Genomic DNA, 15,441 nt, shown 5'->3' on the forward strand with positions numbered 1-15,441 from the left:
CTTACACTAGTCGTGGCACCTCGATGATGCGACTCATTTTTTCAGTGGATCCTCCCAGAATGGCCGCTCCACCTCGCGCAGGATATCCGCCCGACTAAGACCGATATCGTCCAGTGCCGCATCGCTCAGGCGCGCCAGTTCGCGGCGCTCGCGGTGCAGTTGGCGCCAACGCATCAGCCGTTGGGCCGCGACGTGGGTGAGCTGGTAAAACCAGCTGTGCTGGGACGTTGAGTACTGCAGAACAAGCGATTTCTGACCTTTCATCGTCTTACCCTCCTGTTGGGATGACGACAGTGTCAGACCCGGCATAAGATCAATCCAACGAATGTTTCTTATGTAATACATCTAGGAGATTGATGCCTTGTCCCAGTACCAGAGTATCGATTCCGACGTGCTGCGCACCTTCGTCGCCATTGCCGAACACGGCGGCTTCACCCGTGCTGGCGAAGTGGTCAATCGTACCCAGTCGGCGGTGAGCATGCAGATGAAGCGCCTGGAGGAGGACATCATCCAGCGCCAGCTGTTCGAGCGCGATGGCCGCCAGGTGCGCCTGACTGCCGAGGGCCAGGTGCTGCTCGGCTACGCCCGGCGCATCCTCAAGCTGCACGGCGAGGTGTTCAATACCCTGCGCATGCCGCACATGGTCGGGGTGGTGCGCATAGGTACGCCGGACGACTACGCCATGCGCTTTTTGCCGGGCATCCTGTCCAGTTTCGCCCAGGCCTACCCGTTGGTTCAGGTCGAAGTGCACTGCGAAAGCTCGCGGCAGTTGATGCAACGCCAGGACCTGGACCTGACCATCATCACCCGCGAACCGGGCAACGAAATCGGCCAGTTGCTGCGCCGCGAGCGCGCAGTGTGGGTGCAAGCCCGGGGCTTCTGCCCGCATGAGCACAACCCTCTGCCGCTGGCGATGTTCAACTGCGATTGCTATTGCCGGACCTGGGCCTGCAATGCCCTGGATGCCATCGAGAAGGAGTACCGGATCGCCTACACCAGCGCTAGCACCGCGGCGATCATGGCCGTGGTCAGTGCCGGCCTCGCGGTCACCGCGCAGTTGCAGAGCCTGATCACCAGCGACCTGCAGATCATTGGCGAAGCCGAAGGCCTGCCACCCTTGCCCACCGCCAGCATCATGCTGCTGCGCAATCGCACCACGCAGTCGGAAATGACCGACTGCCTGGCCGACTACATCATCGAAGGCTTCAGATCTTGAAGGCCAGCATCACCGCACAGAGCACCAGAAACCCACAAAACAGTGAACGCAGGACTCTTTCCGGCAGGGCGTGAGCCAGTTTCACACCCCAGCTGATGCTCAGCAGGCCACCGATAGCCAGCGGGATGCCCATGCTCCACTGCACATGCTGATGCACGCCGTAAGTCAGCAAGGTGACGGCAGTACTGGGGGCTGCCAGGGCCAGTGACAACCCCTGAGCAACCACCTGGGTGGTGCCGAACACGCTGGTCAGCACCGGGGTCGCCACCACTGCCCCACCGACCCCGAACAAGCCGCCCAGCACCCCGGCGCCGCTGCCCAGCACGCCCAGCCACGGCCAGGGCTGGCGCAGCTCGCTGGACGGCTGCGCCGTACGCATGAACATCCGCGCCAGGTTCCAGGCGGCCAGCGCCACCAAGAACAGCACAAAGCCAAAGCGCATGGCCTGGGCATCCACACCCACCGCCCAGATCGAACCGAGCCAGGCGAAAACAAAGCTGGTCGCGGCCAGCGGCAAGGCATGTTTGAGTTCGATGCGATTTCGCTGGTGATACCGCCACAGCGCCAGCAACACATTCGGTACCACCATCACCAGCGCGGTGCCTTGGGCCAGTTGCTGGTCGAGGCCGAACAACACCCCCAGCGCCGGAATCGCGATCAGCCCGCCACCGATGCCGAACAACCCGCCCACCGTGCCCAGTGCCGCGCCCAGCGCTATGTACATCGCCCACTCGATCATTGCCGTCTCTCTGAAATACCAATCGGTGCATGCTACCGAGCTGGTGCTAGCGGGGAAACGCACAGCAACGCACAATGGCTATGCTATTTACGCAAAAGCAGACTTCAGCATGAACCCCGATGCCCTGACCGAACAACTCAGCCTGTTTCTTGATGTACTGGAAACCGGCAGCTTCTCCGCCACCGCCCGGCGCCATCCGTTGACGCCTTCGGCGGTGGCGCGGCGTATCGACACCCTGGAAAACGCGGTCGGCAGCCGCCTGTTCGTGCGCAGCACCCATGCGGTACGGCCGACCCCGGCGGGTAATGCCTTTGCCGAACGCGCCCGCAGGATTGTCGAAGAGCTGCGCCTGGCCCGCGCTGAAGCGGTATCGCTGAGCAACGCCCCGGAAGGCCTGATCCGCATCGACGCCCCGGCCGCCTTTGGCCGCCGCCACCTGGCCCCGGCCATCGCCGACTTTCTGGTGGCCTATCCGGGGCTGGATGTGCAACTGCGCCTGATCGACAGCTTCGTCGACCTGCACGGCTCGCACCTGGGCGAAGTCGACCTGGTGCTGCGCGCAGGGCCCCTGGCCGATACCCGCCTGGTGGCCACACCGCTGGCCTACATGGTCCGCATTGCCTGCGCCAGCCCCGCTTACCTGGCCCAGCGCGGCATTCCCGCCAGCCCCGCTGAATTACCCGAACACCACGGCCTGGACTGGGACGGCCTGGCCCCGCCCTTCGCCTGGCGCTTCGCGGTCGAGGGGCAGATGCGCCTGTATCGCCCCACCCGCATGCGCATGAGTGCCAACAACGCCGAAACCCTGTTGTTCGGCGCCCTGGCAGGCCTGGGCATTGCCCACCTGCCCACCTGGCTGATCAGCGAATACCTGCTGCGTGGCGAATTGCTGCCGCTATTCTGTGACAACGGCCTGCCCAGCGCCGAAAGCAGCGGCATCTATGCCCTGCGCCTGGAACATGAAACGAACTCTCGCAGCCGTTTGCTGCTCGAATTCCTCAAGCACCGCTTCAGCCCGATCCCGCCGTGGGACCTGGCGCTGCAAAGCGAGCTGCGCTGGCAGTAAGTGCGCTAATGACCTGCGTGCTAAATTTAAAGGACCCAACCCATTGAAGGATGTGCATGAACGCCGACCCTAAAGCGCCTGTTCCTTGCGACGAACTGCTCCTGGACAACCAGGTGTGCTTTGCCCTGCACTCGACTTCGTTGCTGATGACCAAGGTCTACAAACCGCTGCTGCACAAACTCGGGCTGACTTATCCACAGTACCTGGCAATGCTGGTGCTGTGGGAACAGGACGGTTTGACCGTCGGAGAGATCAGCCAGCGCCTGCTGACCGATCCGGGTTCTCTGACACCGTTGCTCAAACGCCTGGAAGCCGAAGGCCTGCTCAAGCGCAGCCGCAGCCGCGAAGATGAACGGGTGGTGCTGGTGCAACTGAGCGATCAGGGCCGAGCCCTGCAAGCCCGGGCCAAAGACGTGCCCCACTGCATTCTGGCCGCCAGCGGCGAGAACCTCGAACGCCTGCAACAGCTGCAGGCCGATTTGCTGGAACTGCGCGCCAACCTGCAAAAAAACCTCTGAGCGCTATGCTGAGAAATGACCGTTGGTAGGTCAGCCGAAAATTATCTTGCGCACTAAATAATTGCGCGATAACTTAATTCCCGTACCCACTCAGCGCCGCGGCGCAACTCACAAGCGAGGCTCATCATGCAAAAGGTCACTCCGCTGTACATTGCCCAAGCCAAATCCACCGGTGGCCGCGACGGCAGTTCGCGCTCCAGCGACGGCAAGCTGGAAGTCAAGCTGAGCACCCCCAAAGAACTGGGCGGCGCAGGTGGCGACGGCACCAACCCCGAGCAACTGTTTGCCGCCGGCTACTCGGCCTGCTTTATCGGCGCCCTGAAGTTCGTTGCCGGCCAGCAGAAAAAGGCCCTGCCAGCCGAGAGCTCGATCACTGCCAAGGTTGGTATTGGCCAGATTCCGGGTGGCTTCGGTCTGGATATCGACCTGAACATCGACCTGCCGGGGCTGGAACAGGCTGAGGCAGAGCAACTGGTTGAAGCTGCCCACCAGGTTTGCCCGTACTCCAATGCCACCCGTGGCAACGTCGATGTACGCTTGCATGTCACTGTCTGAGCGATAAAACACCAGGCATAAAAAAACCCGGCCAAGGCCGGGTTTTTCATGGGCGCAAGAATTACTTCTTGGAACGGCCCTTGAAGCTGTTGTCGCGGGTGTCGATATCGATCCACTCGTCGATCTGGATGAAGTCAGCAACGCTGATTTCAGTGCCGTTTTTCAGCTTGGCAGGTTTCATGACCTTGCCCGAGGTGTCGCCGCGAGCAGCGTTCTCGGTGTAGACAACCTGACGGCTGATGGTGGTCGGCAGTTCTACCGATACCAGGCGGCCTTCGAAGAATACGGCTTCGCAGACGTCTTCCATGCCTTCTTCGATGTACGGCAGAACGGCCTCGATGTCTTCGGCGTTCAGTTCGTACATGGTGTAGTCGGTGGTGTCCATGAAGGTGAACGAGTCACCGCTGATGAACGACAGGGTCGCTTCTTTGCGATCCAGGATCACGTCGTCCAGCTTGTCGTCCGCACCGTAAACGGTCTCGGTCTTGTAGCCGGTCAGCAGGTTCTTCAGCTTGGTCTTCATGATCGCGCTGTTACGGCCCGACTTGGTGAATTCAGTTTTCTGAACCAGCCACGGGTCGTTGTCGATCCGCAGTACGGTACCGGGTTTCAGCTCTTTACCAGTTTTCATTGCGAGATATCCGAATTTGGATGGATTTACAAAAATCGAGGCCGCATATCATAGCCAATTTCGGTAAAACTGTACCAGCGCCGTGGCAAGGTCCGGCTGAGCGGCTTGCACCGCGCTCCAGCGGCGGGCGTGCTGCTCCAGCTCGTCCCAGTGCGCCAGCACCTGTTGCCAGGCCTGGCCCATGTCGTTGTCCATGTTCCAGGCACGCCACAATTGTACCAGCGCGGCCCCGGCGGGCGCGGACAATCCCTGGATGTACAGATCGAGAAACGCTTCGAGTTTTTCCCAGTGGGCATACTCTTCCTGCACATAGATATGCCAGAGCAGCGGCCGTGCGGCCCATTGCGCGCGGACGAACGAATCTTCGCCACGCACCGCGTTGAAATCGCAGCACCAGAGCAGCCGGTCGTAATCGTCCTGGCTGACGAAAGGCAGGATCTGCACGGTCAAGGCACCGCGCCGGGCAATGCTGCCTACGCTCAGCGCCTGCTCGCCGAGCCAGGCCTGAACGTCGCCCAGCACCCGGCCTTCGGGCACCAGCAGGTGATTGGCGCGGCAGTCGGCAGCCAGGGCATCCAGCCAGCTGGCGACGCCGGGGTTTTCGTAGGCGAACAGCGAAATCAGCCGGGCATTGCGTTCTGGCGTTACACCTAGCCCCTGCAGAAACGCCTTGCGTGCGGCCGGGTCCTGCTCAAACGCCTGGCGACGTGGCAGCAAGCTCGCCTCACGCAGCAAGCCGCCGGTCTTGGCGGTAAAGCCTGGGAAGAAAAACACCTTGCGCAAGCCATTGGCCTGGGGCGACGGCAAGCCATGGCAACCTTCGACCCAGTCTTCAGCGCTGAGGTAGTCCAGGTTCAACCACAATGGCGCACGGGGTTGTTCGAGCATGGCCTGCACATAGGCAGGCGGTAGCTGACAGGCGAAAGCGCCAATCACCACATCAGCTACCGAAGTGTCCTGCCAATCGGAAGGCCATTGGCGCACATCCACGCCCTGCTGCCATTGCTGGGCGACGTCGGCCTGGGCTTCGGGGCAGATACGCACGAACGCCTTCAGGTCATCCACCCACAGGCGCACCGCCAGGCCCTGCTCGGCCACCAGTTGCCGGGCCAGGCGCCAGGTCACGCCGATGTCGCCGTAGTTATCGACGACACAACAGAAGATGTCCCACCGCGCTTTCATCGCTGGCCCCTTGGAAAAAGCGCCGATTGTCCGGGTAAATCATCACTGACAAAAGCGTGGCACGAAAAAAATCCGTTGCACCGTGCGACAATGGCAACCCGTGTCCTGGCCAGGAGGCCATCATGCCCCGCCCTCGCGAATTGAAGATCACCCTAAAACCCCTGCAACTGATCCTGTGCATTGCGCTAGGCCTGTGGCTTGGCGCTGTGGCTATTGCCCTGAGCCTGTGGCTGGCCGGGCGCCTGCTGCCAGCGACGGTGCAGCCGATCGGCCAGGTGCTGGCGCCGCCAGCCACGGCGCCGGCGTCGCCGGAGACAGCCGACTCGCAAAAGCAGATGTTCGAGCAATACAAACAGATCCTGCGCAACCAACAAGTACAGCAGGCCGAAGAGCAGGCGCAAGGCAGCCTGCGCAATCTGTCCAACCCCAAATGCCAGTTCTGGCTGCAACAGAACCGCACCGCGCCGACCGAAAAAAGCCGTGCCCTCGTTCTTGAATTCTGCAACTGAGCCCATGACCAAAGCCGACCTGCTGCAACGCATCATCGATACCCTGAGCTTTGATCTGGATGTCGCCCAGCGCGCCGCGCAAACCGCCTATGAAGCGGCCACCGCCGAAGAGAACATCGCCGAGAACAAGTACGACACCCTGGGCCTGGAAGCGTCGTACCTGGCCACCGGGCAAGCCCGGCGCATGGAGGAAATCCGCCAGGCGCGGGCGGCGTACCAGCAATTGTTGCTGCGCGACTATGACCCGCAACGCGGGATCCAGGTCAGCAACCTGGTGACCCTCGAGGCCGAAAACGGCACTTGCCAGCAGCTGTTTCTAGGGCCCGAAGGCGCCGGGCTGAAGATTGGCCAGGGGGCGCAACTGGTCACGGTGATCACCCCGCGCTCGCCACTGGGGCAACGTTTGATCGGCAAGGTTGAAGAGGATGAGGTGAGCCTGGTGCTCGGCGGCGTACCCCAGAATTACTCCATCCTCAAGGTTCTGTGATCAGGAAGGCTGCGCCTTCCATCGCTGGCAAGGCCAGCTCCCACAGGTTCGGCGTGCCCTGATCCAGTGTGGGGTCTGCAGGAGCCCTTACTGTGGGAGCCGGCCTTGCCGGCGATGGGCTGCACAGCAGCCCCCCCTCATAAAGCACCCAACGCATCAAACCGCTGCGCCAACCCCTGCCGGGCAAACTGCTCGATGACAAAATCGACAAACGCCCGGGTCTTGCCCGGTAGCAATTTGTGCTCGGTGTAGTACAGCGAGATATTGCCGTCGTCCACATACCAGTCCGGCAACACCCGCAGCAGCCGGCCAGCCTGCAGGTACGGCACGGCGAACGGCATGCTCACCAGCGCCACGCCCAGGCCCTGCTCCGCCGCCGCACAGGCTGCCTCCGAGTCACTCATGGTCATGCGCAAACGCAAGCTCAAAGGGCTCTGCTCCCGCTCGCGGCTGGTCAACGGCCAGGAACGTACCCGCCCGGTCTGCGGAGAACGAATGAGGATGCCGTCCAGCGCGTGCAAATCGGCGGGCTGGGTAATGGGCGGATGCTGCTGCAAGTACGTCGGCGCCGCCACCAGAATCCGGTGCGCCGGGGTCAGCTTGCGCGCCACCACGCCCTGGGGCAGGTCGAAGCCACCGCCAATGGCCGCATCAAAGCCCTGGCCAATCAGGTCGACCTGACGGTTATCGAAATGCCAGTCAGGGCTGATTGCCGGATAGCGCCGCAGGAACTCGGCCAGCAGCGGCACGATGTACAGGCGGCCGAACACCGTGCCCATGCTCACCTTCAGGGTGCCGGCCGGTTGCCCTTCGGCACTGGCCAGGTTAGCCACGGCGTACTGGATGGTCTGAAAACTCGCCGCCACCTCGCCGAGAAAGCGCTGCCCGGCCTCGGTCAGGGTCAAGCGCCGGGTACTGCGCTGAAACAAGCGCACGCCCAGGCGCGCCTCCAGCCGGGCGACGTTCTTGCCCACCGCCGCCGGGGTCAGGCTCAGGCGCCGCGCCGCTTCGGCAAAGCTGCCGACTTCGGCGCTGCGGACAAAACACTCGATGCTGCTGAAGGATTCCATACCGATGATTCCATACTTCTGGTTTACACAGACTATAGCGATTACTGGCTACCGACAGGGTAATCAGCGGCCGATACTGAGCCCCATCCAAGGCATCCAGCCTTGTTCTTTCGGGAGCACAGCATGTCGACCCAATCCAGCCTCCACGGCAAAGTAGCCCTGATCCAGGGCGGTTCGCGCGGTATCGGCGCCGCCATCGTCAAACACCTGGCCGCCGAAGGCGCCAGTGTCGCCTTCACCTATGCCAACGCCACGGCCCAGGCCGACGCCCTGCAACAGAGCATCATCGCCGCCGGCGGCAAGGCCCTGGCCATCAAGGCCGACAGTGCCGATGCCAGCGCTGTGCAGCAGGCGGTGCAAAGCACTGTTGAAGCGTTCGGTCGCCTGGATATTCTGGTCAACAATGCCGGGGTTCTGGCGGTGGGGCCGCTTGCGGACTTCAGCCTGGAGGACTTCGACCGCACCCTGGCGGTGAACGTGCGCAGCGTCTTCGTGGCCACGCAAGCGGCCGTCCGGCACATGGGCCAGGGCGGGCGGATCATCAACATCGGCAGCACCAATGCCGAACGCATGCCCTTCGCCGGTGGCGGCCCTTATGCCATGAGCAAATCGGCGTTGGTCGGCCTGACTCGCGGCCTGGCCCGTGACCTCGGGCCGCTGGGCATCACCATCAACAATGTCCAGCCGGGCCCGGTGGACACCGACATGAACCCGGCCCAAGGCGAATTCGCCGAAAGCCTGATGGGCTTGATGGCCGTGGGTCGCTACGGTCATGTCGACGAGATTGCCAGCTTCGTCGCCTACCTGGCCGGCCCCGAGGCAGCCTACATTACCGGTGCCAGCCTGAGCATCGACGGCGGCTTCGCGGCCTGAGGCGGGTCAATGGCCATCCCTGACCGCCAGGCGCTGTTCAATCAGCTGGGCAAAGGCCCTGGCGGCCGGGGTCGGGTGCATCGACCAGATCGCATACACGTGACGCACCGGCGCATCCTCGATTGCCACCGACATCACGCCGTTGAAGCTGTTGGCAATTCGCGCCGGCACCAGGCCGATGGCAAGGCCGCGTTTGGCAAACTTCTCCACCAGGCGGATATTGGTCACCTCGAACTGCACCCGATGACGCACGCCGGCGGCGGCAAAGGCCTCGTCGGTTTGCCGGCGGGCGCCGCTACCGGCCGGAAAATCCACCAGTGGCTGGGCCTGGAGATCAACCAGAGACAAGCGCGCGGCACCCGCCAAGGGATGCTCGACGGCCATGACCGCCACCAGTTCCTCTTCGGCCAGCAGGCGGTACTCGACGCCGTCCAGCCGCTCGCCCGGCCAAACCCCGATAAAGCCCACGTCCAGGCGCCGTTCGCGCACATCGGCAATGAGCAACTCGCTCTTGGCCATCAGCCAGCGGATATCCACCAACGGGTGCTGAGCATGAAAATCGGCCAGCAGATCGACCAGGTCAAGTTCGGTCAGCGAGGTGATCTCGCCGATGGACAATTGCCCGCGTACTTCGCCACAGGCCGCGGCGACATCTTCGGCAATCCGCCGGGTGGCTTCCAGCGCTGGCCGGGCACTCTGCACGAAGGCTTCGCCCGCCGGCGTCAGGCGCACGCGCCGCGAGCTACGCTCGAACAGGCTGACGCCGAGGGTTTCTTCCAGCCTGGCAATCTGGTGGCTCAAGGCCGACTGCACCACATGGCAGCGCTCGGCGGCACGGGTAAAGCTACCGGTGTCGACCACCGCCAGGGCATATTCAATCTGCTTGAGGTTCATGGATTGATCTATTTTCAAGATGGATAGAATGAAAACGATACATTGGCGTCATGCTAGCGTATTTCCGATACTGTCACTTCCCAACTGCCACTGATCGAGACGGTCCATGACCTCTTCCAGCCACACCCTGAGCCGCGGCCTGATTCTGCTGATGGCGACCGCCACGGGCCTTGCCGTCGCCAGCAACTATTACGCCCAACCCTTGCTGCATAGCATCGCCGAACACTTCGGCCTGACCACCGCCAGCGCCGGGGCCATCGTCATCGCCGCACAGCTGAGCTACGGCGCCGGCCTGTTGTTGCTGGCCCCTCTGGGCGACCTGTTCGAACAGCGCAAACTGATCGTCAGCATGATCGCCATCAGCACCCTGGGCCTGCTGATCAGCGCCTTTTCGCCCAGCCTGGCATGGCTGCTGATCGGCACCACCCTCACCGGCCTGTTCTCGGTAGTCGCTCAGGTGCTGGTGCCGATGGCCGCCGGCCTCAGTGATCCAGCGCAGCGCGGGCGAGTCGTCGGCACGCTGATGAGCGGGTTGCTGCTGGGCATCCTGCTGGCGCGCACCGCCGCCGGCTTCATGGCCGAACTGGGCAGCTGGCGCAGCATCTACCTGCTGGCTGCGGCGTTGATGGGGCTGTCGGCGATCGCCTTGTTCCGCGCCCTGCCCGAGCGTCATCAGCACGCCGGGCTCAGCTATCCAGCGCTGCTCGGCTCGGTGTTCCGCCTGTTCGTTGACGAGCCGATCCTGCGCTTGCGCTCGTTGCTGGGCCTGTTGTCGTTTAGTTTGTTTGCCCTGTTCTGGACCCCGCTGGCGTTTCTCTTGTCGGCCGAGCCCTACCATTTCTCTGACGCCGTGATCGGACTGTTCGGCCTGGCTGGTGCCGCCGGTGCCCTGTCGGCCAACTGGGCCGGGCGCCTGGCCGACCGTGGCAAAGGCCCGCTGGGCACCACGGTAGGCTTGCTGGCCTTGCTGCTCTCATGGGTGCCGCTGGCCTATGCACAGTCGTCGCTGGCGGCACTGTTGCTCGGTGTGCTGTTGCTCGACCTGGCGGTTCAACTGGTGCACGTGAGCAACCAGAATGCCGTGATTGCCCTGCGCCCGGAAGCCCGCAACCGCCTGAATGCCGGCTACATCACCTGCTACTTCATCGGCGGTGCACTCGGCTCGCTGCTCGGTACGCAACTGTTCCAGCGCTACGGCTGGGACGGTATTGTCATCGCCGGTCTGAGCATCGGCGCCCTGGCCTTGCTGGTCTGGGGCCTGGCCGAACGCCAGCGCGCCGTGCGCCTGCGTACCGCCTAACGGCGTACAAAGGCCTCATCGACCCGGGCCAGGTGCTCTTCGCGCAGGGTCCCGGCGTAGTAATGCAGCTTGACCCAGGCCAGCAGGTAGTCGTAGCGGGCCTGGGCCAGGTCGCGGCGGGTGGTCGCCAACTGCTGCTCGGCATTGAGCACATCGAGGTTGACCCGCTCCCCCCCCAGCACGCTCTGGCGGGTCGACTGTACCAACGCCTCGGCCGAGGTCAGCGCCCGCTGATAGGCGCGCAGGCGGCTGACGCCCGACTGGCAGGCGTTGTACTGGCGGCGCAACTCGATCAGGGTTGCCCGGGTGTTGCCGTCCAGTTCGTATTCGGCCTGCTCCAGGTTGCGGCTGGCCTGACGGGTGGCCGCCGACACCCCGCCACCGGCAAACAACGGCAGGCTGACTTCGATGCCGATGGTGTTGGTGTCGTAGCGCTGGTTGTAGGTGTTGCCACTGTCAGACTGCATTTGCCGCGATGTAGCGTAGGCGGTGACTTTGGGCAGGTGCCCGGCACGGTTGCGTTCCACTTCGTATTCGGCCACCTCCAGGGCCTGGCGCTGGGATGCCAGTTGCGGGTTATTGGCCAGCGCCAGCTCATGCCAGGCCTCATAGGTCGCCGGTTGCAGCGCCAGCAAGGCAAAGCCGTCGTTGAGCGGCGCCAGTTCGTCGATGCGTGCCGAGGGTTCGCCGATCAATGCCCCCAGCTCACGCAAGGCGGCGTCCTGATCGTTGCGCGCCTGGATCTCCTCGGCGTCGGCCAGCTCAAAGCGGGCCTGGGCTTCGAGAATATCGGTACGGGTACCCTCGCCCTGCTGGAACAGTTGCTGGTTCTGCTGGAACTGCTGTTGATACGCCTGCTTGCTGGCTACGCTGATGCTGATCTGGTCTTGCGCAAACAGCGCCTGGGTATAGCTGGTCATTACCCGCACCAGCAACTCCTGGCTCTTGTCGCGAAACGCCTCGTCGGCGAACAGCGCCTGGGCCACGCCCTTGCGGTAGCTGGCGTAGGCTTCGTAGTCGAGCAAGGGCTGCTGGAGGATGAAGCTCGAGCCATAGCTGTTGTAGTGACGGTCTTCATCCTCGCGCCGCGAGTCGCCCAGGTAGCGGGCCTTGGAATCGTTGCGGCCCTTGTTGTAGTTGTACGACAGGTTCGGCAGCAAACCGGCGCGGCCAATGGCGCGGTTTTCCTGCCCGGCTTCGCGGGCCTTGAGCGCGCCAAGGAACACCGGGTCCTTGCGCAGCGCCTGCTCATACACCTGAAACGGCCCCATGGCCTGCGCGCCCGCCCCTGTTGTCAGGGCGAACGCCGCCAGCAGCCCGGTCATCAAGCTTTTCATGCACAGGCTTCCTTATTGTTCGGTCAACGCAGTGCCTGCCCGATCGAGCAGGGGTTTGAACAGGTAATTGAGCATCGAGCGCTCGCCGGTGCGCACGAACAGTTCGGCCGGCATTCCCGGTTTGATCACCAGGCCGTCAAGGCGCGCCAGTGCCTGTTCGCTGACCGTGCTGCGTAGCACGTAGTACGGCTGGCCGGTCTTGTCATCGAGCAACTGGTCGGCGGAAATCAGCGCCACCTCGCCCGCTACCCGCGGCGTGCTGCTCTGGTTAAAGGCCGTGAAAAGGATATCCACAGGCAGCTGTACCGCGACTTTATCCACAAGGTTGACCGGCAAGCGCCCTTCGACCTCGAGGGCAGTGCCCTGGGGCACCACCTCCAGCAGGGTTTCTCCGGCACGCACCACCGCACCTTCGGTATGCACGCCCAGGTTGACCGCGATGCCATCGGCCGGGGCGAGAATTTCGCTGTGCTGCAAGTCGAAACCGGCCGAGGTCAGTTGCTGCTCCAGGGTGACGCTTTTCAACTGCGCTTCCGCCAGTTGGCTACGCACTTCCTTCTGATACTCCTCACGACGCTGTTGCAGGTTCAGCCGCGACTCGACGATGCCCTGCTCCAACCGCGCACTGTCGCCGTTGTTCTGCGCCAGGTCGCGCTGGACCTGGGACAACTGACGCTGATACTCCAGCAAGCGGTTGCGCGGGATATAGCCCTGGCTGGCCAACGGCTTGAGGTTCTCCAGTTGTTCGCGCAGTGAATCGGCCTGGGCCTGCAGGTCGCCACGGGCGCGGCGCATGCCTGCCAACTGGGCGACCGCACCGTCGATACTGGCGGTCAGCCCGGCCTGCTCGCGGGCCTGGGCGTCGCGGCGGCTGCTGAACAACTGCCGCTGGCTTTCAAGCACCAGGCTCAACTGCGGGTCGGGGTCGGCGCTGAGTTCTGCCGGGAAGACGACTTCGCCGAGGTTGTCGCGCTCGCTCTGCCAGCGTGCCAGGCTGGCCCATGCCACCCGGTACTGGGCCTGCAGCGACTGCACGTCAGCCTGGACCTGGGTCTGGTCCAAGCGAAACAGTGGCTGCCCCTGCTTAACCCGTTGGCCTTCACTGACCAGGATGCGGCTGACCACGCCGCCGGCCAGGGACTGCACCGCCTTGCGCTTGCCCGAGACCACCACCGTGCCTTGCACGGCAATGCCCTGATCAAGCGGCGCCAGGGTTGCCCAGGCGATAAAACCGCCAAAGCCGACCAGGGTCAGCAACCACCCGAGGCGTACATAAAAGCGTGCACTGCGGCTTTTATCGACCTGGCTCATGCGCCACCTCCGGTTGCCAATGCGGCATTGGCCGGTTGGCGCTGAGCCTGCTCCTGGGCCCGGCTCAGGGCCTGCATGACGTCATGCGCCGGCCCAAATGCCTGCATCCGGCCCTCGCTGAGTACCAGCAGCTTGTCGGCCTGGGCCAGCGCGGCCGAGCGATGGGTAACCAGCACCACGGTGCGGCCCTGGGCTTTCATTTGCGCAATGGCGGTGGCCAGCGCCGCCTCGCCACTGGTGTCGAGGTTGGAATTGGGTTCGTCGAGCACGATCAGGCTCGGCCCACCGTACAGGGCACGAGCCAGGGCGATGCGCTGCTTCTGCCCGCCGGAAAGATCGCCGCCGTCTTCGCCCAGGCGGGTGTCGTAGCCTTGCGGCAAGCGCAAAATCAGCTCGTGCACACCGGCTTGACGCGCCGCCTCGACCACCTTGTGGCCGTCCAGTTCGGCAAAGCGGGCAATGTTCTCGGCAATGCTGCCGCGCAGCAGTTCGATGTTCTGTGGCAGGTAACCGATGTGCGGGCCCAGGGCCTCGCGATCCCAACGGTGCAGGTCGGCGCCGTCCAGGCGCACGGTACCGGCCAGCGTCGGCCAGACGCCGACCAGCACCTTGGCCAGGGTCGACTTGCCCGAGCCGGAGGTACCCAGTACCCCGAGCACTTCACCGGCACTCAGGTTGAAGCTGATCTGCTGCAGGGTTGCCACGCGCTTGCCTGGCGGCCCGGCACTGACCTGCTCGAAGCTCAGGCGCCCGCTTGGCGCAGGCAAGGCCATCGGTGCCGGCGGCTCGGGAAACTCGCGCAGCAGGCCGTCCAGACGCTGATAGGCCATATGCGCCCCGCTCCACTGCTTCCACACGGCAATCAACTGATCGATGGGGCTGAGCACCCGGCCCATGAGGATGGACCCGGCGATCATCATGCCCGCGGTCATCTGCCCCTCGATCACCAGCAAGGCGCCCAGCCCCAGCACCAGCGACTGCAGGCACAGGCGCAGCGACTTGCTGATCGCGGTGATCACCGCCGAGGTATCACTGGCCTGGTTCTGCAAGGTCAGAAAACGCGAATGCAAGGCGAACCAGCGCTGGCGCAACGCTGCGAGCATGCCCATGGCCTGGATGCTCTCGGCGTTTTGCAACTGGCTGCTGGCCAGGTGCGTGGACTGCTGCTGGAAACCGCTGGCTTCAACCAGCGGCTTGTGGGTCAGGCGTTCGTTGAGGATTGCCAGGGCAATCAGCAACAACGCACCAGCGCAGGCCATGACACCCAGCCAGACGTTGAACAGAAAGATCACCGCCTGGTAAATCGGAAACCAGGGGGCATCGAAGAAAGCGAACAACGCGGGACCGGTGACAAATTGCCTCACCTGCGTCAGGTCATTGAGCGATTGCCCTGCCTGTCCGTCCCCCCGGCGCAAGTTACGCTCAAAGGCCGCCCGATAGACATTCAGGTTAAAGCCCTGTTCCAGTTGGTTGCCGACCCGAATAACAATGAAACTGCGGATCGCTTCCAGTGCACCAATAAACACAAAGAAGCCGACCACCATCAACGTCAACATCCACAGGGTTGTTTCGTTTTGCGAAGACAGTACCCGATCATACACTTGCAGCATATAAATCGAGGGCACCAGCATGAGTAGGTTAATCAACGCGGTAAAACAACCCACACTCAGAAGCGTGGACTTGTGATCGGCCAGTGCTGCCCACAAGGGCGCACCGGCTTTATGAGTCGGCCTGTTCATTGTCCGCCTTTCTA

The 15,441-nt window shown here is 63.3% G+C and carries 17 protein-coding genes; 8 read left to right on the forward strand and 9 right to left on the reverse strand.

The window, feature by feature from the left end; all coding sequences use genetic code 11:
- Positions 1–33 precede the first annotated feature (33 nt).
- Complete coding sequence (locus BV82_RS19430) at positions 34–264, reverse strand: DUF1127 domain-containing protein (protein WP_010226301.1); 231 nt, start codon at positions 262–264, stop codon at positions 34–36.
- 97 nt (positions 265–361) lie between these two features.
- Between BV82_RS19430 and BV82_RS19435 the strand changes: the two genes are divergently transcribed.
- Complete coding sequence (locus tag BV82_RS19435; protein ID WP_010226302.1) at positions 362–1,216, forward strand: LysR family transcriptional regulator; 855 nt, start codon at positions 362–364, stop codon at positions 1,214–1,216.
- On the opposite strand, the gene BV82_RS19440 is transcribed toward BV82_RS19435, so the two are convergent.
- Complete coding sequence (locus BV82_RS19440) at positions 1,206–1,955, reverse strand: sulfite exporter TauE/SafE family protein (RefSeq protein ID WP_010226303.1); 750 nt, start codon at positions 1,953–1,955, stop codon at positions 1,206–1,208. The two genes, BV82_RS19435 and BV82_RS19440, sit on opposite strands and share 11 nt — an antisense overlap.
- A gap of 109 nt (positions 1,956–2,064) precedes the next feature.
- Between BV82_RS19440 and BV82_RS19445 the strand changes: the two genes are divergently transcribed.
- The 3 genes from BV82_RS19445 to BV82_RS19455 all read left to right on the forward strand — a co-directional run bounded on the left by BV82_RS19445 (position 2,065) and on the right by BV82_RS19455 (position 4,094).
- Positions 2,065–3,021 carry a LysR family transcriptional regulator gene (locus tag BV82_RS19445; protein WP_010226304.1) on the forward strand — a complete coding sequence of 319 codons (957 nt, stop codon included), beginning with the start codon at positions 2,065–2,067 and terminating at the stop codon, positions 3,019–3,021.
- A 56-nt stretch (positions 3,022–3,077) separates the two neighbouring features.
- Positions 3,078–3,539 (forward strand): MarR family winged helix-turn-helix transcriptional regulator, encoded by a 462-nt coding sequence (locus BV82_RS19450; RefSeq protein ID WP_010226305.1) that lies wholly within the window; start codon positions 3,078–3,080, stop codon positions 3,537–3,539.
- 126 nt (positions 3,540–3,665) lie between these two features.
- Positions 3,666–4,094, forward strand: coding sequence for an organic hydroperoxide resistance protein (locus BV82_RS19455; RefSeq protein ID WP_010226306.1), 429 nt, complete (start codon positions 3,666–3,668; stop codon positions 4,092–4,094).
- A gap of 61 nt (positions 4,095–4,155) precedes the next feature.
- On the opposite strand, the gene efp is transcribed toward BV82_RS19455, so the two are convergent.
- Together efp and earP are read right to left on the reverse strand one after the other, a co-directional pair.
- Positions 4,156–4,725, reverse strand: a complete 570-nt coding sequence (efp, locus tag BV82_RS19460) for an elongation factor P (protein ID WP_010226307.1) — start codon at positions 4,723–4,725, stop codon at positions 4,156–4,158.
- 48 nt (positions 4,726–4,773) lie between these two features.
- Positions 4,774–5,907, reverse strand: coding sequence for an elongation factor P maturation arginine rhamnosyltransferase EarP (gene earP / locus BV82_RS19465; RefSeq protein ID WP_036996506.1), 1,134 nt, complete (start codon positions 5,905–5,907; stop codon positions 4,774–4,776).
- Positions 5,908–6,029: 122 nt separating this feature from the next.
- On the opposite strand from earP, the gene BV82_RS19470 reads away from it, so the two are divergent.
- Both BV82_RS19470 and BV82_RS19475 read left to right on the forward strand, forming a co-directional pair.
- Complete coding sequence (locus BV82_RS19470) at positions 6,030–6,416, forward strand: hypothetical protein (RefSeq protein WP_010226309.1); 387 nt, start codon at positions 6,030–6,032, stop codon at positions 6,414–6,416.
- 4 nt (positions 6,417–6,420) lie between these two features.
- A complete protein-coding gene (locus BV82_RS19475) occupies positions 6,421–6,903 on the forward strand; it encodes an elongation factor GreAB (protein ID WP_010226311.1) in 483 nt (160 codons plus the stop codon).
- 137 nt (positions 6,904–7,040) lie between these two features.
- On the opposite strand, the gene BV82_RS19480 is transcribed toward BV82_RS19475, so the two are convergent.
- Entirely contained in the window at positions 7,041–7,979 is a 939-nt protein-coding gene (locus BV82_RS19480; RefSeq protein ID WP_026001500.1) for a LysR family transcriptional regulator, read from the reverse strand.
- Between the two features lie 117 nt (positions 7,980–8,096).
- Between BV82_RS19480 and BV82_RS19485 the strand changes: the two genes are divergently transcribed.
- The gene (locus BV82_RS19485) at positions 8,097–8,846 is read left to right on the forward strand and encodes a 3-oxoacyl-ACP reductase family protein (protein ID WP_036996507.1); all 750 of its coding nucleotides are present in this window, start codon (positions 8,097–8,099) and stop codon (positions 8,844–8,846) included.
- 6 nt (positions 8,847–8,852) lie between these two features.
- On the opposite strand, the gene BV82_RS19490 is transcribed toward BV82_RS19485, so the two are convergent.
- Positions 8,853–9,740 carry a LysR family transcriptional regulator gene (locus tag BV82_RS19490; RefSeq protein ID WP_010226314.1) on the reverse strand — a complete coding sequence of 296 codons (888 nt, stop codon included), beginning with the start codon at positions 9,738–9,740 and terminating at the stop codon, positions 8,853–8,855.
- 106 nt (positions 9,741–9,846) lie between these two features.
- Between BV82_RS19490 and BV82_RS19495 the strand changes: the two genes are divergently transcribed.
- Entirely contained in the window at positions 9,847–11,040 is a 1,194-nt protein-coding gene (locus tag BV82_RS19495) for an MFS transporter (RefSeq protein ID WP_036996509.1), read from the forward strand.
- On the opposite strand, the gene BV82_RS19500 is transcribed toward BV82_RS19495, so the two are convergent.
- The 3 genes from BV82_RS19500 to BV82_RS19510 are packed head-to-tail and all read right to left on the reverse strand — an operon-like array spanning position 11,037 to position 15,427.
- A complete protein-coding gene (locus tag BV82_RS19500; RefSeq protein ID WP_374045219.1) occupies positions 11,037–12,377 on the reverse strand; it encodes a TolC family outer membrane protein in 1,341 nt (446 codons plus the stop codon). The genes BV82_RS19495 and BV82_RS19500 overlap by 4 nt on opposite strands.
- A gap of 12 nt (positions 12,378–12,389) precedes the next feature.
- Positions 12,390–13,688, reverse strand: coding sequence for an HlyD family type I secretion periplasmic adaptor subunit (locus tag BV82_RS19505; protein ID WP_010226317.1), 1,299 nt, complete (start codon positions 13,686–13,688; stop codon positions 12,390–12,392).
- A complete protein-coding gene (locus BV82_RS19510) occupies positions 13,685–15,427 on the reverse strand; it encodes a type I secretion system permease/ATPase (RefSeq protein ID WP_036996511.1) in 1,743 nt (580 codons plus the stop codon). Before BV82_RS19510 ends, BV82_RS19505 begins: the two co-directional genes overlap by 4 nt.
- Positions 15,428–15,441 lie beyond the last annotated feature (14 nt).

It is taken from the genome of Pseudomonas donghuensis (assembly GCF_000696345.2).
In the GTDB taxonomy this organism is placed as follows: Bacteria; Pseudomonadota; Gammaproteobacteria; order Pseudomonadales; family Pseudomonadaceae; genus Aquipseudomonas; species Aquipseudomonas donghuensis.